The organism is Streptomyces sp. NRRL S-340, assembly GCF_000720185.1.
Taxonomy (GTDB): Bacteria; Actinomycetota; Actinomycetes; order Streptomycetales; family Streptomycetaceae; genus Streptomyces.
In genome coordinates this window covers 17,886-36,447 of sequence record NZ_JOIY01000059.1, presented here as the reverse complement: position 1 = coordinate 36,447, position 18,562 = coordinate 17,886, and the positions used below count along the sequence as shown (strand labels likewise).

General features: G+C 73.6%; 14 protein-coding genes. 10 read left to right on the top strand and 4 right to left on the bottom strand.

Going from position 1 to position 18,562, the window contains the following annotated elements; translation table 11 throughout:
• Window positions 1-256: 256 nt before the first annotated feature.
• The 3 genes from IG64_RS33715 to IG64_RS33705 all read left to right on the top strand — a co-directional run bounded on the left by IG64_RS33715 (window position 257) and on the right by IG64_RS33705 (window position 2,528).
• Window positions 257-820, top strand: a complete 564-nt coding sequence (locus IG64_RS33715) for an SAV_6107 family HEPN domain-containing protein (RefSeq protein ID WP_037863400.1) — start codon at window positions 257-259, stop codon at window positions 818-820.
• Between the two features lie 211 nt (window positions 821-1,031).
• Window positions 1,032-1,862, top strand: a complete 831-nt coding sequence (locus tag IG64_RS33710; RefSeq protein ID WP_037863397.1) for a class I SAM-dependent methyltransferase — start codon at window positions 1,032-1,034, stop codon at window positions 1,860-1,862.
• A gap of 276 nt (window positions 1,863-2,138) precedes the next feature.
• Complete coding sequence (locus IG64_RS33705) at window positions 2,139-2,528, top strand: DUF3040 domain-containing protein (RefSeq protein ID WP_037863395.1); 390 nt, start codon at window positions 2,139-2,141, stop codon at window positions 2,526-2,528.
• Between the two features lie 224 nt (window positions 2,529-2,752).
• On the opposite strand, the gene IG64_RS33700 is transcribed toward IG64_RS33705, so the two are convergent.
• The 4 genes from IG64_RS33700 to IG64_RS33685 form a co-directional block, all read right to left on the bottom strand.
• The gene (locus tag IG64_RS33700) at window positions 2,753-5,137 is read right to left on the bottom strand and encodes a transglutaminase TgpA family protein (RefSeq protein ID WP_037863393.1); all 2,385 of its coding nucleotides are present in this window, start codon (window positions 5,135-5,137) and stop codon (window positions 2,753-2,755) included.
• A 151-nt stretch (window positions 5,138-5,288) separates the two neighbouring features.
• Window positions 5,289-6,731 (bottom strand): DUF58 domain-containing protein, encoded by a 1,443-nt coding sequence (locus IG64_RS33695; protein WP_051813631.1) that lies wholly within the window; start codon window positions 6,729-6,731, stop codon window positions 5,289-5,291.
• On the bottom strand, window positions 6,731-7,804 hold the full coding sequence (locus IG64_RS33690; RefSeq protein WP_420710030.1) for an AAA family ATPase: 1,074 nt from the start codon (window positions 7,802-7,804) through the stop codon (window positions 6,731-6,733). The genes IG64_RS33695 and IG64_RS33690 overlap by 1 nt, the downstream gene beginning before the upstream one ends.
• Before the next feature lie 329 nt (window positions 7,805-8,133).
• Window positions 8,134-8,679: a beta-class carbonic anhydrase gene (locus IG64_RS33685; protein WP_037863387.1), complete on the bottom strand. Its 546-nt coding sequence runs from the start codon at window positions 8,677-8,679 to the stop codon at window positions 8,134-8,136.
• A gap of 423 nt (window positions 8,680-9,102) precedes the next feature.
• Between IG64_RS33685 and rsmH the strand changes: the two genes are divergently transcribed.
• The 7 genes from rsmH (at window position 9,103) to murD (ending at window position 18,483) form a co-directional block, all read left to right on the top strand.
• Window positions 9,103-10,059 carry a 16S rRNA (cytosine(1402)-N(4))-methyltransferase RsmH gene (gene rsmH / locus IG64_RS33680; RefSeq protein ID WP_078884373.1) on the top strand — a complete coding sequence of 319 codons (957 nt, stop codon included), beginning with the start codon at window positions 9,103-9,105 and terminating at the stop codon, window positions 10,057-10,059.
• A gap of 13 nt (window positions 10,060-10,072) precedes the next feature.
• Window positions 10,073-10,684 carry a hypothetical protein gene (locus IG64_RS33675; RefSeq protein ID WP_037863383.1) on the top strand — a complete coding sequence of 204 codons (612 nt, stop codon included), beginning with the start codon at window positions 10,073-10,075 and terminating at the stop codon, window positions 10,682-10,684.
• A gap of 5 nt (window positions 10,685-10,689) precedes the next feature.
• Window positions 10,690-12,648, top strand: coding sequence for a peptidoglycan D,D-transpeptidase FtsI family protein (locus IG64_RS33670; protein WP_037863379.1), 1,959 nt, complete (start codon window positions 10,690-10,692; stop codon window positions 12,646-12,648).
• A gap of 138 nt (window positions 12,649-12,786) precedes the next feature.
• Complete coding sequence (locus IG64_RS33665; RefSeq protein ID WP_199811705.1) at window positions 12,787-14,466, top strand: UDP-N-acetylmuramoyl-L-alanyl-D-glutamate--2,6-diaminopimelate ligase; 1,680 nt, start codon at window positions 12,787-12,789, stop codon at window positions 14,464-14,466.
• A 119-nt stretch (window positions 14,467-14,585) separates the two neighbouring features.
• A complete protein-coding gene (locus IG64_RS33660) occupies window positions 14,586-16,001 on the top strand; it encodes a UDP-N-acetylmuramoyl-tripeptide--D-alanyl-D-alanine ligase (RefSeq protein ID WP_037863373.1) in 1,416 nt (471 codons plus the stop codon).
• Window positions 15,998-17,071 carry a phospho-N-acetylmuramoyl-pentapeptide-transferase gene (gene mraY / locus IG64_RS33655; protein WP_037863372.1) on the top strand — a complete coding sequence of 358 codons (1,074 nt, stop codon included), beginning with the start codon at window positions 15,998-16,000 and terminating at the stop codon, window positions 17,069-17,071. Before IG64_RS33660 ends, mraY begins: the two co-directional genes overlap by 4 nt.
• Entirely contained in the window at window positions 17,053-18,483 is a 1,431-nt protein-coding gene (gene murD / locus IG64_RS33650; protein WP_037863370.1) for a UDP-N-acetylmuramoyl-L-alanine--D-glutamate ligase, read from the top strand. The genes mraY and murD overlap by 19 nt, the downstream gene beginning before the upstream one ends.
• The last annotated feature ends 79 nt before the right edge of the window (window positions 18,484-18,562 follow it).

The window sequence follows — 18,562 nt, the reverse complement described above, 5'->3', positions numbered from 1 at the left end:
GGGCGGGGGCGGCTGCGGCAGGGGGGGCGGGCGCGGCGGCGGACGGTGGGGGCGGGCGCGGCACAGGGGGATGGTGGCGGCGGGCGCGGCGCACCGGGACGGCGGTACGGGCGGCGGCGCGTGACCCACGACCCGCGGCCCGCGGCAGAGCGTCGCGAAGGACGAAAAGACCAGGTCAGACCGGATTGTCAGTGGCATACCTCACGATGGGTACATACGGCACCCGTGCCGTGACCCAGACGACAGGAGGTTCGTCATGGCCAACTCGTCCGCAGCCGCCGCCCGTCGGCGCCGCGCCACCGGCCCTGCCCCCTCACTGACCGGCCCGGCGAGCGACGTGCACCCCGTGCTCCGCCGGGCCACGGCCCCGCCCGCCGCCCTCGACCTGCTCGCCCAGGCCCGCGCCGGGCTGGAAGAAGCCGCAGTCCTCCCCACCCCGAACGAGCGCTACGCGACGGCCCACCTCGCCGCCCTGCGCACCGCCGCGGCCGTCCTCGCCGCGCGCGGGCGCCCGGAGACCACGCCCCGCAGGCGGGCGCGGATACGCAGCGCCTGGGAGGTGCTTCCCGAGATCGCTCCCGAACTGACCGAGTGGAGCGCGCTGTTCGCCTCCGGCGCCCGGCGCCGTGCCCTGGCCGAGGCCGGTGTCCAGGGCGCGGCCGGCCCCCGGGACGCCGACGACCTGATGCGGGACGTGGCGATGTTCCTCCGCCTCGTCGAGCGCATGCTGGTCCTCCAGCCGGTCCTGCCCCCGCCCCGCCCCGCCGAGGAGGACCGCAAGCCGCGCCCCGCCGGCGGCGGCATACCGAACGCGGGCTGACGCCGCCCCCTGACGCCGGTGCTTCCCGGCCGGCCGTGTGCACCCGCCGTCGGCGGTCCGGCGTGCGGAGGCGAGGAGCGCAGCGGGTGGGACAGGCAATAGGGTGGAACCCGCCTGAAGCCTTCCCACCTCCCGTGTTCCGGGCGGCCGGGCGGGCAGCCCGATCGCTCCGCCGTGTCTGAGGCGGTGCCGCCGCGAGGAGTCAACTGCCGTGTCGGACCCGATGCGCCCGCCCGTCTCCCACCACCACTCCCGACCGACGTCGTCGCTGCGCTCCGACCCCTCCCGTTCCCGCGCCTCCCTGCGCACCGCCGTGGTCTGGGACGTCCTTCAGGACGCCCTCGACCGGCGGGTCAAGGCCACGGGCCGCACCGCCCTGGACGTCCTGGACACCGGCGGCGGCAGCGGCAACTTCGCCGTGCCCGTCGCCCGCCTCGGCCACCGCGTCACCGTCGTCGACCCCAGCCCCAACGCGCTCTTCGCGCTGGAGCGCCGTGCCGCCGAGGCGGGTGTGGCCGACCGGGTGCGGGGCGTGCAGGGCGATGTGCACGGGCTCTTCGACGTGGTCGAGCGCGGTGGCTACGACGCGGTCCTCTGCCACGGCGTCCTGGAGTACGTCGACGACCCGGCCGAGGGCGTGCGCAACGCCGCCGCCGCCCTGCGCGACGAGGGGGTGCTCAGCCTGCTCGCCGCCGGTCTCGGCGGTGCCGTCCTCGCCCGGGCGCTGGCCGGTCACTTCAAGGAGGCCCGGCAGGCGCTCGGCGACCCGCAGGGGCGCTGGGGCGACAGCGACCCCGTGCCGCGCCGTTTCACCGCCGAGCAGCTCACCGCCCTCGTGGACGGGGCGGGGCTGACGGTCGGCGCGGTGCACGGCGTACGGGTCTTCGCGGACCTGGTGCCGGGCGTCCTGGTGGACACCGAGCCGGGGGCGCTGGACGCGCTGCTCCAGCTCGAGGCGGCGGCCGCCGAACTGCCCGCGTTCCACTCCGTGGCCACACAGCTCCACGTGCTCGGCGAGACCAGGGGTGCCGCAGCGGCCTGAGCGGGCCGGTGGGGAGGGTCACCGATCGGCGTCCCGGCCGGGGATGGAGTGTGCCACAGGCCCCCCGATCCAGGTGCGGGCGCCGTATGATCGAGGGAGACCGTCCGGCATGACGGGCCGGCCGCCGGGGAATGGAAGCCTCAGCGAGTCGGCTCCGCCGTGGCGGATTCGGTTGGCCAATTGGCGCAGAGGGGCGGGTTTCACGGGGGCGATTCCCTGCCTATCCTGAAGGGACCCCCCGGGTCGCCCCGGCGACTGCACGATGAGGAGGACTCCGTGCCGCTCTCTGAGCACGAGCAGCGCATGCTCGAGCAGATGGAGCGAGCGCTGTACGCCGAAGATCCCAAGTTCGCGTCGGCGCTCGAGGGAAGCGGGCTGCGTACGTACACCCGGCGGCGGGTCTACCAGGCGGTCGCGGGCTTCCTCGTAGGTATCGCGCTCCTCATGGCAGGTGTGATCGCCCAGTACCCCTGGGTGAGTGTGGTGGGCTTCCTGGTGATGCTGGGATGCGCGCTGCTGGCCGTGACCGGCTGGCGCAAGGCCCCGAAACCGGGCGAGCAGCCCGCCGGCGGCCCGCACGCCCGACGCCCGGTGCGGCCCAAGCGCTCCATGATGGACCGTATCGAAGAGCGCTGGCAGCGCCGCCGTGACGAGCAGGGGCGCTAGTTCCGCAGTTCCGGGGTCCCCGTGAGTTCCGTGCAGTGGTACTCCAAGACCGTGCCGAGGGGCCGGCCACGAGAAGTGGCCGGCCCCTTACGTATCGCAGGGCGGTGCCGGCGCAGGCCGGTCAGCACGGCGTGGCCGGCTGCTGCCGTACCGGACGGCCGCCCCGCCCTTCCCCTCCGGGCGCCGGACGGCCCTGCCCTCGTGCCGTCCGCAGCCCGTGCCGCTCAGCCCTGCTGCCGTGAGGGTCTGCGCAGGGCCGGGCGGACCGCTGCCGCCCGGGAGCGCAGGGCCGACCAGCGTGCCGAGAGGGCCCAGGCCAGCCGCGTGATCGAGCGGGGGGCGAGCACGGCGCGCAGCCGGGCGCCCCGCGAGGCGGCGCCCCGCAGTCCCGCGACGACCTGGCGGGCGTCCTCGGTGAGCCCCGGCATCGGCCGGGGGCTCGGCGCGTAGAGCACCTGTTCCAGGGCGTCGGCCAGCCGGTGCACCGAGGCGGTGGCGGCCGCGTCGAGGCGTCCGAGCCGGGCGATCCGCGCCGCCGTCTTGCGGGGGGTCTGCGACTCGTCCGGGAGGATCCCGAAGTCCCAGGCGGTGTCGATGAGTTCCTGCCAGAGGGCGAGCCGGTGGGCGGGAGCGTCCGCCGCCCCGCGTCCGTGCGCACCGAGCCGGACCGCTCTCCTGCGCTTCCGCCACAGCAGGGGTGACAGCAGCAGGACGACCACGGCGAGTCCGCCCAGCACCCACCCCATGACCGCGTACCACTTCGGGCCGTCCCCGCCGGTGGGCAGCGCGGCCTGCGCGGACGGGCTCGGGCACTCCTGGAGCTTCTTCATCTGTGGCGTGCACCCGGTGCTCGCCGACGGCGCGGTGGAGGGGCGCGAGCTGCTCTGCGGCGAGGGCACCGCCGGGTTCGGCAGCGTCGTGTTCGAGGGGTCCGACTCGGTGTACTGCGGGACCGTGCCCCGCGTCGGCGTCGGCTCGAAGCGGGTCCAGCCGACGCCTTCGAAGTACAGCTCGGGCCAGGCGTGCGCGTCCTTGAGACCCACCTCGACGGAGCCGTCGCCCCCCGGCGTCCCGGGAGCGAAGCCCACCGCCACGCGGGCGGGTATGCCCAGCGTGCGGGCCATCGCGGCCATCGCGAAGGAGAAATGGACGCAAAAGCCCCGCTTGTCCTTCAGGAACCGTGAGATCGCCTCGGAGCCGGTGCCCGCCTCGACCTGGGTGTCGTACTGGAAGCCCCCCTCGAAGGCGAACCAGTCCTGGAGCTTCACCGCCTGCTCGTAGTGGTTCGCCGCGCCCTCGGTGACCGCGCGGGCGGTGTCGGCCACCAGCCCCGGCAGCGACTTGGGCACCTTGGTGTACTCGCGGACCACAGCGGCCGGAGGCTCCCCGGCGAGGGCGAGCTGCTCCGCGGTGGGCTGCACATCCAAGCTCTTGACCTGGTAGTTCAAGCCGCGCGTGTTCTGCCCGTGGTCACCGACCAGGGTCATGCCGACGGGTTCGTAGCGCCAGTTGCCGTCGATCCGGACGCCGCTCGGCGGGTACGGCATCGGCAGCCAGTCCTGGGCGTACCAGTCGGCGGCGGCGATCGACGTGGTGATCTCCGTGCGCCGGACGGCGCCGTTCAGGCCGGCCGGGGCGGGGAAGGGGTCGGGCACGCCGACGATGCGCCGCTGGGACGGCTTCCAGGTGGTGCCGTCGAAGTCGTCGAGGGACACGATGCGCAGGTAGAGGTCGGAGGCGTCCTGCGAGTCGGTGCGCAGGGTCAGGACCGTGCGGTCCTCGTCGACGTTCAGGCTGTCGCGCAGGGAGACCAGCGGGTTGACCGCCGAGATCGTGCCGCCGCCTCCGATGCCCGAGCCGGCCCCGGCCCCGGCGGGGTCCAGCAGCCCGCCCCGCATCCCGGGCAGCGCGAGCGGCACCACCAGGGCGACGCCCAGTGCCACCGCGCCGATCCGGCGCCCGGTACGGATCGGGGCCACCGCCCCGCCGGACTCGCCGCCCGCCGCGCGCGAGGCGCCGCTGAACACCCGGCCCCACTGCGAGAGCCGGTCGCGGCCCTCGACCAGCAGCAGCATCAGGTAGCCGGCGGCGGCGAGGAGGAACCAGAGCCAGGCGGTGCCGCCGTCGGACAGTCCCGCGGCCACCGAGTACAGCGCGAGCAGCGGCAGTCCGGCGGGCGCCGCGCTGCGCAGGGTGACCGCGAGGGTGTCCACGATCAGCCCGATCACCAGGACCCCGCCGATCAGCATCAGCCGGATGCCGTCGGACAGCGGTGCCGGGATCGCGTACCGGCCCACGTCCTGGCCGCCCTGCTGCAACAGGGCGGCCAGGTGGCGGAAGGCCTGCGGGCCGGGGAGCAGCCCGGCGACGGCCTGGGACCGGGCGAAGACCAGGGTCAGCAGCAGCAGGGTGACCAGGGCCTGCGCGGCCACGGTGAGCGGCCGGGCCAGCGGCACCCGCCGCGCGGCCACGCCGACGCCGGACTGCACCGCGAGCATCAGCGTCACCTGCAGGATCCAGGTAGCGGGGGAGACCAGGGGCAGCAACGCGCACGCCGCCATCAGCGTGGCCGCCGCGGCGCACAGCGCCAACCGTGTCCGCCCGCTCATGCCCCTACCTTTCCCCGGCCCACCGGACCTGTCCCGCCCCGCATGCCCCCGCCGTCACTCACCCTTCCGGAACACCACGCACCGCCCGGCCCGGCACCGCGCCCGCTGCGGCCGCCCGGGGCCGCGCCCCGCACCCGGCCCGGCGGGGCGCTCATGAAGGTCCCGCCCCGGTGCCCGGCCCGCGTGCCGCGCCCACGGCCGTCGCGGCGGGCGCCCCCGGCGCCGCCCCGGGCGGGGGCGCGAGGTCCGGCCGGCCCGCCGCGCCCGTGCGTGCCTGGTCCGCGCGGCGCCAGGCCTCGTCCACGGAGGTGCCCCGTGGCACGCTCACCACCGTCCAGCCCGCGTCGTGCAGCATCCGCGACCGCTCCGCCGCACGGTCGGCGGGGCCGCCGGGCCCGTTGGACGCCTCGCCTCCCCAGGCCTCGCTGTCCAGCACGAAGGCGACCGCGCCCCCGCTGCGCTGCCGCATCCTGGCGGCCATCGTGGCCTGCGCCTCGTCGAGGTCGCCGAGGAAGGCCACCAGCAGGCCCTCGTTGCCGCCGCGCAGCACGTCGTACGCGCGCGACAGGCCCGCCCCGTCCGAGTGGTCGATCACGGCGAGGGTGTCCATCAGCAGCCCGGCCGCGTCCGCCGACTCCTGCCCCGAGCCCGCGAACCCGTCGGAGCCCTCGCCGGGCACCGAACTGCCGGTGTCCGTCAACAGCCGCACCGAGAAGCCGCGTTGCAGCATGTGCACCAGGACGGAGGCGGCTCCCGACACGGCCCACTCGAACGCCGAGTCGGGGCCCGCGCCCCGGTAGGCGACCGCGCGGGTGTCCAGGAGCACGGTGCAGCGGGCGCGCTGCGGCTGTTCCTCGCGGCGCACCATCAGCTCGCCGTAGCGCGCGGTGGAGCGCCAGTGGACGCGGCGCAGGTCGTCGCCGTGGCGGTACCCGCGCGGGATCACGTCGTCCTCACCGGCCAGGGCCAGCGCACGCTGCCGGCCGTCGCCGTACCCCCTGGCCTCGCCGCCCAGCCGCACCGGTGGCAGCGGCTCCACGCGCGGGACGACGGTGAGGGTGTCGTGCGTCGAGAAGGAGCGGGTCAGCTCGCACATCCCGAAGGGGTCGGTCAGCCGCAGTTGCAGGGGGCCCAGCGGATAACGCCCCCGCAGGTCGGAGCGGACCCGGTAGGACACCTCGCGGCGGCCGCCCGGCTCCACCCGGTCGAGCACGAAGCGGGGCCGGGGCCCGAGGACGTAGGGCACCCGGTCCTGGAGCATCAGCAGGCCCGTGGGCAGCCGGGAGACGTTGTCCATCCGCAGGTGCACGCGGGCCTCGGCGCCGGCGGGCACGCGCGCGGGGGAGAGGCGGCGGCTGCCCGCGACCCGGTAGCGCGTGCGGTACAGCACGGCCGCGCAGACCAGGGGCAGGACGGCCAGCAGCAGCCCGACCCGCAGCAGTTCGCTCTGCCCGAGGAGGTAGGCGCAGACGGCCGCCGCGATCCCGGCGGCCAGGAAGGACCGTCCGCGGGTGGTGAGCCCGTCCAGCGCGGTGCGCAGGCCGCCCCGTCCGCCCCGCTCGTCCTCCGCGCGTGTGGGCCCCCCGTCCGTCATCACAGCCTCCGCGGCTGCTGCCGGCCGAACTCCGGCGTGGTGTGGCCCATGCCGAGACCGCCGCCCGCCTGGGCCGCCGCGGGCACCGGGGTGTGCTGCACGATCTCCTCGACGACCTGCTCGGCCGTACGCCGGTTGAGCTGCGCCTGCGCGGTCGGCAGCAGGCGGTGCGCGAGTACCGCCACGGCGAGCGCCTGCACGTCGTCCGGCAGCGCGTACTCCCGTCCGCTGAGGGCGGCGGACGCCTTAGCGGCGCGCAGCAGGTGCAGCGTCGCGCGCGGGGAGGCGCCGAGTCTCAGGTCGGGATGGGTGCGGGTGGCGGCGACCAGATCGACGGCGTAGCGCTGCACGGCCTTGGCGACGTGCACCGAGCGCACCGCCTCCACGAGCTTGACGATGTCGTGCGCGTGCGTCACCGGCTGCAGGTCGTCCAGCGGGCTGACCCCGCCGTGCACGTCCAGCATCCGCAACTCCGCGTCCGGGCTGGGGTAGCCGATGGACACCCGGGCCATGAAGCGGTCGCGCTGCGCCTCGGGCAGCGGGTAGGTGCCCTCCATCTCGACCGGGTTCTGGGTGGCCACCACCATGAAAGGACTGGGCAGTTCGTAGGTCTGCCCGTCGATGGTGACCTGGCGCTCCTCCATTGACTCCAGCAGCGCGGACTGGGTCTTGGGCGAGGCGCGGTTGATCTCGTCGCCGATCACGATCTGCGCGAAGATGGCGCCCGGCTTGAACTCGAAGTCCCGGCGCTGCTGGTCCCAGATGGACACGCCGGTGATGTCCGACGGCAGCAGGTCGGGCGTGAACTGGATCCGCCGCACCGAGCAGTCGATGGACCGCGCCAGCGCCTTGGCGAGCATCGTCTTGCCCACCCCGGGGACGTCCTCGATCAGGAGGTGTCCCTCGGCGAGCAGCACGGTCAGTGAGAGCCGTACGACCTCGGGCTTGCCCTCGATCACCGCCTCCACCGAAGTGCGCACCCGCTCCACGGTGGCGGTCAGATCGTCCCCCACGCTCGACCTCGCTCGCGCGGGGGCACCCCCCTGGCTCGCTCGATCGTCATAGGTCGTCACCCGGCCCTCCTCGCCCTTCCCCGCACCCGTCACCGAGCGGGGGATTCCCCGACTTTCCGGGCCGACGTCCCGCTGCGCGGACCGGGCCCACCCCGAACACGGACACCACGCCGGAACGGTTCCGCGTGATGTCACACCCGCATTCTTGCCGCCGTTACCGATTCGTGTCACTCGCCTGTGGACAACTGACCGCGATATTCGGGTTCTACGACTTTTCGCTGGGGACGGCGCGAGGCCCGCCCCTGGTCACCCGGGCCGGCCGTGCACCGGCTCGGCGCGGGTGGGCGGCGGCACCGCCGGTGCCGGACCGCCGGGGGCGGGCACGCGGGTCACGCGGGGTCGATCTCGCGCAGCCGGCCCGTCCTGACGTCGAACACGAATCCGCGTACGTCGTCGGTGTGCGCCAGGAACGGCGAGGTGCGCACGCGCTGCATCGACTGCCGCACGTCCTGGTCGGCGTCCTTGAAGGCCTCCACCGCCCACGAAGGACGCTGCCCGACCTCCATCTCCAGGTCGTGCCGGAAGTCCTCGGTGATGGTCTGCATGCCGCAGCCGGTGTGGTGGATGAGTACCACGCTGCGGGTGCCGAGCGCGCGCTGGCTGATGGCCAGCGAACGGATCACGTCGTCGGTGACCACGCCGCCGGCGTTGCGCAGCGTGTGACAGTCGCCGAGCCGCAGGCCGAGCGCGGCGTGCAGGTCGAGGCGGGCGTCCATGCAGGCCACCACCGCGACCCGCAGGACGGGCCGGGCGTCCATGCCCGGGTCGGTGAACGCGTCGGCGTAGGTCCCGTTGGCCGCGACGAGCCGGTCGATCACGGAGTGGTCGGTTATGGCGCCCTCGGAGTTGGCGGGAACTGATGCAGAAGTCGTCATACTCATGACGTTACTGGGCGTGCGCGCCGCGGTCGCGTCAAGGGAAGGGACAAAGAACGCCTCCGTGGCTTGTTGTGAGCGACTTCATACACAGGGCGAGGCGCGTCCGTGCGGGTGAATTCCGGCGGGCGGCCGTGTCCCGGCACTCCGGCGGGCGACGCGCAGGCCGGTTGATTGACCGGGCGACCGGGTCGACTAAAGTGACGCGAGGCGGGAGGCGCGGCCCTCCCTGCTGCACTGCATTCACCGGAGACCCCGGCATACACCCGAACGGCCTCCCCACGTGCGCGGCGCGTACGTACGGCTCGGCCCCCACCCGCTCCCGGTCGGCTGACGCCTTTGGCGCCGGCAGGGCCCCATCGTCTCGCGAGCGGCCGGGGACCCGGCGGTGCGTGCGGGGCGCGCCGGACCTGAGAGGGCCCCTTGAGCGACAGCCGACACGTCCCCGTGATGCTCCAGCGGTGCCTGGACCTCCTGGCACCCGCCCTGGAGCGGCCGGGAGCGGTGGTCGTCGACTGCACCCTCGGCCTCGGCGGGCACAGCGAGGCGCTGCTCACCCGCTTCCCCGAGGCCCGCCTCGTCGCCCTCGACCGCGACAAGGAGGCGCTGCGCCTGTCCGGTGAGCGCCTCGCCCCCTTCGGGGAGCGGGCCACCCTGGTGCACGCCGTCTACGACGAACTGCCCGACGTGCTCGGCCGGCTGCGCATCCCGCGCGTGCGGGGCGTCCTGTTCGACCTCGGGGTCTCCTCCATGCAGCTCGACGAGGCCGGCCGCGGCTTCGCCTACGCCCAGGACGCGCCCCTGGACATGCGCATGGACCAGTCCACCGGGATCAGCGCCGCAGAGGTGCTCAACACCTACCCGGCCGGTGAACTCGTGCGCATCCTGCGGGCCTACGGCGAGGAGAAGCAGGCCAAGCGGATCGTGGCCGCCGTCGTGCGCGAGCGCGAGAAGGAGCCGTTCAGCAACAGCGCACGCCTGGTGGAGCTGATCCGCGACGCGCTGCCGCAGGCCGCCAAGCGCACCGGCGGCAACCCGGCCAAGCGCACCTTCCAGGCCCTGCGCATCGAGGTCAACGGCGAACTCTCCGTGCTGGAGCGGGCGATCCCGGCCGCCGTGAAGGCGCTCGACGTCGGCGGACGGATCGCCGTACTGTCGTACCAGTCGCTCGAAGACCGCCTGGTCAAGCAGGTGTTCGCGGCCGGCGCGGCCACGACGGCGCCGCCCGGCCTGCCGGTCGTCCCCGAGCGCTACCAGCCCCGGCTCAAGCTGCTCACCCGTGGTGCCGAACTTCCCACCGAGGAAGAGATCGCCGTGAACCGGCGGGCGGCACCGGCCCGGCTGCGCGGAGCCGAGCGCATCAGGGAGGACGCCGAGTGAGCCAGGGGGACCAGTGAGCAGCAAACCCGAGCTGCGGGGCCGTGCCGCCCGGCTGGCGCGGCTCCTGCCGGGCAAGGGGCGGCAGGCGGCCCGCGCCCCCTTCGTGCTGCTCGTCGTGCTGCTCCTGGGCGGCGGCCTCATCGGCCTGCTGGTGCTGAACTCCGCGCTCAGCGAGGGCGCGTTCCAGATGGACGACCTGAAGAAGGACACCAAGAGCCTCACGGACGAGGAGCAGGCCCTCCAGCGGGACATCGACTCCTACTCGGCCCCGGACGCCCTCCAGCGACGCGCCCTCGAACTGGGCATGGTGCCCGGCGGCGACCCGGCCTTCCTGAACCCCGACGGCACCGTCAAGGGCGTGCCCTCGGCCGCCGAGCAGTCCCTCGCGCAGGACCTGCCCGTGTCCGTACGGCCGCCCGAGAGCCTCACGGCCGCGAACGCCGGCTACCCCGGGACCACCACCGGCACCACCGCCCCGGCCGCCGGGCAGACCGGCCCCACCGCGCCCCCGCAGACCCCGCCCCCCACGGTCCCGGGAAGCGGCACGGCCACCGACGCCGCCCCCGGCGGCCCGGCCGCCATGACCGCCCCCCAGCCCGCCACGACCCCGACCCCCGGCAGGTGACGGAAGTGACCGACAGGGAACCGCCGCGCCGCCGCGTGCCCGGACCCGCCAGGCCCGCCCGCCCCGGCGGCAGCCGGCCGCGTCCCGGCCCCGGCGCCCGTCCGGCCCGGCGCCCCAGCTCCACCTGGCGGCCCCCGCCGGTGCGCGTCCTGCGCCTCGGCAGCCCCCGGCCCCGGCTGCGCATGGTCGCCCTCGCGCTGACCCTGGTGATGCTCGTCTTCGTGGTCCGGCTGCTGCAGGTGCAGGCCGTCGACGCGAGCGCCTACGCGGCCAAGGCCGACGAGAACCGCTACGTGGTCCACACGATCGCCGCCGAGCGCGGCGCCATCACCGACCGCACCGGCGTGGCCCTCGCCACCAGCGTGGACGCCGAGGACATCACGGCCGACCCGACCATGTTCACCCGCGAGACCCTGAAGGTCGGCGACGGACCCGAACAGGCCGCCGCGCTGCTCGCCCCGATCATCGGTCAGGACCAGGCCGGTCTGGCGAAGAAGCTGCGCACGCCGAACACGCGGTACGTGCTGCTGGCCCGCCGCCAGACCCCGCAGGTGTGGACCCAGATCAAGGACCTGAAGGCCGCGCTCACCAAGAAGGGGCAGGCGGACGGGTCCACCGTCAACGTGCTGGCGGGGGTCTTCTCCGAGCCCAGCACCAAGCGCGTCTACCCGGGCGGTGACCTCGGCGCCGCACTCCTGGGCTGGGTCGACGCCGCGGGCAAGGGCGGCGGCGGCATCGAGCAGCAGCTGGACAAGCAGCTGGCCGGCAAGCCCGGCAAGATCCGCTACACCCAGTCCGGCGGCCGGGAGGTGCCCACCGCCGGCTCCAGCGGGACGCCGGCCGTGCCGGGCACCGACGTCGAGCTGACCATCGACCGCGACATCCAGTGGGCCGCGCAGAACGCCATCACCGAGCAGGTGCGCAAGTCCGACGCGGACCGCGGCTACGTGATCGTGCAGGACACCCGGACCGGCGAGATCCTCGCCATGGCGAACTCCCCGGGCTTCGACCCGGGCGACCTGGCGCACGCCGACCCGGCGGCGCTCGGCAACGCCGCGGTCCAGGACGCCTTCGAACCCGGCTCCACCGCCAAGGTCATGTCCATGGCCGCCGTCCTGGAGAAGCAGGCGGCCACACCGCTCACGCACGTCGTCGTGCCCAACCGGCTGCACCGCGGCGACCGGCTCTTCCAGGACGACGTCGACCACGAGACCTGGTACCTCACGCTCAACGGCGTGCTCGCCAGGTCCAGCAACATCGGCACCATCATGGCCACCGGCCGGCTCGGCCGGACCCAGGCGGAGGCCAACAAGGTCCTCTACTCCTACCTGCGCAAGTTCGGCATCGGCAGCTACACCGGCATCGGCTTCCCCGGCGAGACCAAGGGCATCCTGGCGCCGCCCGAGAAGTGGTCCACTTCGCAGCAGTACACGATCCCGTTCGGCCAGGGCTTCTCCATCAACGCGCTGCAGGCGGCGTCCATCTACTCGACGATCGCCAACGGAGGGGTCCGGATCCAGCCGACCCTGGTGCGCGGCACCAAGGGGCCCGACGGCCGTTTCAGCCCCGCCCCGGAGCCGGAGAAGCGCCGGGTGGTGAGCGCGGGGACGGCGAAGGAACTGGCCCAGATGCTGGAGTCCGTCGTCGACGACGAGCACGGCACCGGTCTGAAGGCGCGCATCCCCGGCTACCGCGTCGCCGGCAAGACCGGTACGGCCAACCGTGTGGATCCGGCCACCGGCAGATACCGCGGTTACACGTCGTCCTTCGCCGGGTTCGCGCCCGCCGACAACCCCCGCGTCACCGTCTACTGCGCGATCCAGAACGCCACCGAGGGCAGCTACTACGGCGGCGACATCTGCGGCCCGATCTACAAGCAGGTCATGGAGTTCGCGCTGAAGACGCTCCAGGTGCCGCCCACCGGCGCGCAGGCCGCCAACCTGCCCGTCGAGTTCAAGCCCTGACCCAGCCGGCCCCCGGCCGGCCGAAGTCCCCACGACCCGCCCGAGCCCCACGGCCCCCGAGAGCCCCCACGGCCCCGACCGGCACCGCGGCACCCGCCGCGGCCCGTACCACCGGAACAGAACCACCAGGAACAGCCCGTGACGACGATCACCCCGGAACCCGGGAACCGCCCGCAGCCGTCGCCCTCGCTTCGCCCGCAGGCGGGTACGCCCGGTACGCTCACCGCCGTGCCACACCCTGATCAGTCCCAAACCACCCAGAAGGGCGCTTCCGTGACATACCCGGGGCCGCCGCGACCGGTTCAGGTCACCGCCACCACCCTCGCGGAGCTGGCCGGTCAGCTGGGTACCGCGCAGCCGGACAGCACCGCCGAGGTCACGGGCATCACCCACGACTCGCGCGCCGTGCGCCCCGGCGACCTGTACGCCGCCCTGCCCGGGGCCCGCGCGCACGGCGCCGACTTCGTCACCCAGGCGGCGAGCCTGGGCGCGGTCGCCGTGCTCACCGACCCGGCCGGTGCCGAGCGCGCCGCCGCGACCGGCCTGCCGGTGCTGGCCGTGGCGGACCCGCGCGCGCGGATGGGCGAACTGGCGGCCACGATCTACGGCCGGCCCGGCCGCGATCTGCTCCAGATCGGCATCACCGGCACCTCGGGCAAGACCACCACGGCCTACCTCGTCGAGGGCGGCCTGAAGACCGCGAGGTCCACCGGCCTGATCGGCACGGTGGAGATGCGCATCGGCGAGGAGCGCATCAAGTCCGAGCGCACCACCCCCGAGGCCACCGACCTGCAGGCCCTGTTCGCCGTCATGCGCGAGCGCGGCGTCGAGGCGGTCGCCATGGAGGTCTCCAGCCACGCCCTGGTGCTCGGGCGGGTCGACGGCTGCGTCTTCGACATCGCCGTCTTCACCAACCTCAGCCCGGAGCACATGGAGTTCCACTCCGGCATGGAGGACTACTTCCAGGCCAAGGCGCAGCTCTTCACGCCCCGCCGCAGCAGGCTCGGCGTCGTCAACCACGACGACGAGTACGGCCGCAGGCTCGCCCGGGAGGCCACCGTCCCGGTCGTCACCTTCTCCGCCGAGGGCCATCCGGACGCCGACTGGCGCGCCGAGGACGTCCAGGTCGGACCGATGGACTCCACGTTCACCGTGATCGGCCCCGAGGGGCAGCGGATCGCCGCCCGGTCCCCGATCGCGGGCCCGTTCAACGTCGCCAACACCCTCGCCGCGATCGTCGCGCTGGCCGCCGCGGGCCTGGACCCGCAGAGCGCCGCCGACGGCATCGGGGCGGTCCCGGGCGTGCCGGGCCGCCTGGAGCGCGTCGACGCCGGGCAGCCCTACCTCGCGGTCGTCGACTACGCGCACAAGACGGACGCGGTGGAGTCGGTCCTCAAGGCGCTGCGCAAGGTCACCAAGGGGCACCTGCACGTGGTGCTCGGCTGCGGCGGCGACCGGGACACCACCAAGCGCGCCCCGATGGGCGCCGCCGCGGCCCGGCTCGCCGACACCGCGGTCCTCACCTCCGACAACCCCCGTTCCGAGGACCCCCTCGCGATCCTCGCCACCATGCTCCAGGGCGCCGCCTCGGTGCCCGCGCACGAGCGCGGCGAGGTGCTCCTGTTCGAGGACCGGGCCGCCGCGATCGCGGCCGCCGTCGGCCGTGCGCGGCCCGGGGACACGGTCCTGGTCGCGGGCAAGGGCCACGAGCAGGGCCAGGACATCGCGGGCGTCATCCGTCCCTTCGACGATCGCGAGGTCCTGCGCGAAGCCATCCGGAGCACCCAGCGCGAAGCCGTCGGGGACAGCCGGGGATGAACGTCCGCCAGACCCCGGCGGCGCGCCCGTGCCGGACCCGGGGACGACCGTGAAGACCCAGGGACGACCGTCCGAACGACCCAGGGATTGAAAATCCAGAAGACCCAGGGGATGAACTTGTGATCGCCCTCTCCCTCGCCGAGATCGCAGCAGTCGTCGGCGGGCAGACGCACGACATACCGGATCCGTCCGTCCAGGTGACCGGACCCGTCGTCCGGGACTCCCGGGAGGCGGTGCCCGGCAGCCTCTTCGTCGCCTTCGCCGGCGAGCGCGTGGACGGCCACGACTTCGCCGCCGCCGTCGTCGAGGCCGGCGCGGTCGCCGTGCTGGCCACCCGGCCCGTCGGCGTGCCCGCGATCGTGGTCGAGGACGTCCAGTCCGCCCTCGGCGCCCTCGCCCGCCACGTCGTGAACCGGCTCGGCGCCACCCTCGTCGCCCTGACCGGCTCCGCGGGCAAGACCAGCACCAAGGACCTCATCGCCCAGGTGCTGCGGCGCAAGGCTCCGACCGTGTTCACGCCCGGCTCGCTCAACAACGAGATCGGGCTGCCGCTGACCGCCCTGAGCGCCACCGAGGAGACGAAGTTCCTCGTGCTGGAGATGGGCGCCCGCGGCATCGGGCACATCCGCTACCTCACCGGACTGACCCCGCCGAAGGTGGGCCTCGTGCTCAACGTCGGCAGCGCCCACATCGGCGAGTTCGGCGGCCGGGAGCAGATCGCCCAGGCCAAGGGCGAACTGGTCGAGAGCCTGCCGCCGGCCGAGGAGGGCGGGACCGCGATCCTCAACGCCGACGACCCGTTGGTCCGGGCCATGGCCTCCCGTACGAAGGCGAAGGTGCTCCTTTTCGGAGAGTCCGACGAAGCGGACGTACGCGCCGAGAACGTGAGACTCACGGACAGCGGACAGCCTTCCTTCAGCCTTCACACACCCTCCGGTGCATGCGATGTGACCATGCGCCTGTACGGTGAGCACCACGTGTCGAACGCGCTCGCCGCGGCCGCCGTCGCCCATGAGCTGGGCATGTCCGCAACCGAGATCGCCACCGCGCTCTCCGAGGCGGGCTCCCTCTCCCGCTGGCGGATGGAGGTCACCGAGCGCCCGGACGGCGTGACCGTCGTCAACGACGCCTACAACGCCAACCCGGAGTCCATGCGGGCCGCCCTGCGCGCGCTCGCGGCGATGGGCCGGGGGCGGCGGACCTGGGCGGTGCTCGGCAAGATGGCCGAGCTCGGGGACGAGGCGCTCGCCGAGCACGACGCGGTCGGACGGCTCGCCGTCCGGCTCAACGTCAGCAAGCTCGTCGCGGTCGGGGGCAGGGAAGCGTCCTGGCTGCAACTGGGCGCATACAACGAGGGTTCGTGGGGTGAGGAGTCGGTGCACGTGTCCGACGCACAGGCGGCGGTCGACCTGTTGCGCAGCGAGTTGCGCCCGGGGGACGTCGTGCTCGTGAAGGCGTCCCGTTCGGTCGGTCTGGAGAGCGTTGCCCAGGCGCTCCTCGAGACCGGTGCCGAGGGTGAGGTCGCGGCCCGATGATGAACCAGATCCTGTTCGCGGGAGTCATCGGCCTCTTCCTGACGCTGGTCGGCACCCCGCTGCTGATCAAGCTGCTGGCCCGCAAGGGCTACGGCCAGTACATCCGCGACGACGGCCCGCGCGAGCACGCCAGCAAGCGCGGTACGCCGACCATGGGCGGCATCGCCTTCATCCTGGCGACGGTCGCCGCCTACTTCCTGTCCAAGGTGATCACCGGCAAGCCCCCGACCTACTCGGGTCTGCTGGTGCTCGGCCTCATGGTCGGCATGGGCATGGTCGGCTTCCTCGACGACTACATCAAGATCGTCAAGCGCCGTTCGCTGGGTCTGCGCGCCAAGGCCAAGATGGCGGGCCAGCTGATCGTCGGCATCGGCTTCGCGGTCCTGTCGCTGATGTTCTCCGACAACCGCGGCAACACCCCGGCCTCCACCAAGCTGTCGTTCATCACGGACTTCGGCTGGACGATCGGCCCGGTGCTGTTCGTGATCTGGGCGCTGTTCATGATCCTCGCGATGTCGAACGGCGTGAACCTCACCGACGGCCTGGACGGCCTGGCCACCGGCGCCTCCGTCCTGGTCTTCGGCGCGTACACCTTCATCGGCGTGTGGCAGTTCCAGGAGTCCTGCGCCAACGCGATGACCCTGACCAACCCCAACGCCTGTTACGAGGTGCGCGATCCGCTCGACCTCGCGGTCGTCGCCTCCGCGCTGATGGGTGCCTGCCTCGGCTTCCTGTGGTGGAACACCTCACCGGCCAAGATCTTCATGGGCGACACCGGTTCGCTCGCGCTCGGCGGTGTGCTGGCGGGCCTGGCCATCTGCTCCCGCACCGAGCTGCTGATGGCGCTGCTGGGCGGCCTGTTCGTCCTCATCACCATGTCGGTGGTCATCCAGGTCGGCTCCTTCCGGCTCACCGGCAAGCGCGTCTTCCGGATGGCGCCGCTCCAGCACCACTTCGAACTCAAGGGCTGGTCCGAAGTGCTCGTCGTGGTCCGTTTCTGGATCATCCAGGGCATCTGTGTGATCGTCGGACTGGGCCTCTTCTACGCGGGATGGGCAGCGGACAAGTGACCGACTGGCAGGGGAAGAACGTCACCGTCGCCGGACTCGGCGTCTCCGGGATCCCGGCGGCCAAGGTCCTGCACGGCCTCGGCGCGCACGTCACCGTCGTCAACGACGGCGACGACGAAGGCTCTCGCGCCCAGGCGGCCGAACTGGAGTCCCTGGGCGTCACCGTGCGCCTGGGGGACGGCGATTCCCTGCCCGACGGCACCGAGCTGATCGTCACCACCCCCGGCTGGAAGCCGGACAAGCCGCTGTTCCAGGCGGCCGGCGAGGCCGGTGTCCCCGTCTGGGGCGACGTCGAACTCGCCTGGCGGCTGCGCGGCCTCGACGGCCGGGAACCGGCCCCGTGGCTGGCCGTCACGGGCACCAACGGCAAGACCACCACCGTGCAGATGCTCGCCTCCATCCTCGAGGCGGCGGGCCTGCGCACGGCGGCGGTCGGCAACATCGGCGTCTCGCTGCTGGACGTCGTCCTCGGCGAGGAGCGCTACGACGTGCTCGCCGTCGAACTCTCCAGCTACCAGCTGCACTGGGCGCCCTCGCTGCGGGCCCACTCCGCCGCGGTCCTCAACCTCGCCCCGGACCACCTCGACTGGCACGGCTCCATGGAGGCCTACGCCGCCGACAAGGGCCGTATCTACGAGGGCAACCGCGTCGCCTGCGTCTACAACGCCGCCGACCCGGCCACCGAGGAACTGGTGCGCGCGGCGGACGTCGAAGAGGGCTGCCGGGCCGTCGGGTTCACGCTCGGCACGCCCGCGCCCTCCCAACTCGGCGTCGTGGAGGGCATCCTGGTCGACCGTGCCTTCGTCGAGAACCGGCAGAAGAACGCCCAGGAACTGGCCGAGGTCGGCGACATCGACCCGCCCGCCCCGCACAACATCGCCAACGCCCTTGCCGCCGCCGCCCTCGCGCGCTCCTTCGGCGTCCCGGCGACGGCCGTCCGGGACGGCCTGCGGGCCTTCACCCCCGACGCCCACCGCATCGCGCACGTGGCCGACGTCGACGGCGTCGCCTACGTCGACGACTCCAAGGCCACCAACACCCACGCCGCGCAAGCCTCGTTGGCGGCGTATGAACCGATCGTATGGATTGCGGGCGGTCTGGCCAAGGGCGCGGTCTTCGACGAACTGGTCGCGGGCGCGGCGAAGCGGCTGCGCGGCGTGGTCCTCATGGGCGCCGACCGCGCGCTCATCCACGACGCCCTGACGCGACACGCGCCGGAAGTCCCCGTCGTCGACCTCGACCGGACCGACACTGGGGCGATGCTCCAGGCCGTCCAGGAGGCGCGGCGGCTCGCCCGGCCCGGCGACACGGTGCTGCTGGCCCCGGCCTGCGCCTCCATGGACATGTTCGCCAACTACAACCGGCGTGGTGACGCGTTCGCGGAGGCCGTTCGCGAACTCGGCGCCCGCTGACCCCGGCCGCCCCCGCTGCCGGGCGACCTTGGAGGGACGCGTGGGATCCGCGAACCGAGCCAGACGCAGGCGGCCGACG

Bases quoted from the DNA above. Each gene is read 5' to 3' on its own strand.
- IG64_RS33715 (WP_037863400.1), top strand. From the start codon at position 257: ATGGCCAACTCGTCCGCAGCCGCCGCCCGTCGGCGCCGCGCCACCGGC.
- IG64_RS33700 (WP_037863393.1), bottom strand. From the start codon at position 5,137: ATGAGCGGGCGGACACGGTTGGCGCTGTGCGCCGCGGCGGCCACGCTG.
- IG64_RS33695 (WP_051813631.1), bottom strand. From the start codon at position 6,731: ATGACGGACGGGGGGCCCACACGCGCGGAGGACGAGCGGGGCGGACGG.
- IG64_RS33685 (WP_037863387.1), bottom strand. From the start codon at position 8,679: ATGACGACTTCTGCATCAGTTCCCGCCAACTCCGAGGGCGCCATAACC.
- mraY (WP_037863372.1), top strand. From the start codon at position 15,998: ATGATGAACCAGATCCTGTTCGCGGGAGTCATCGGCCTCTTCCTGACG.
- murD (WP_037863370.1), top strand. From the start codon at position 17,053: ATGGGCAGCGGACAAGTGACCGACTGGCAGGGGAAGAACGTCACCGTC.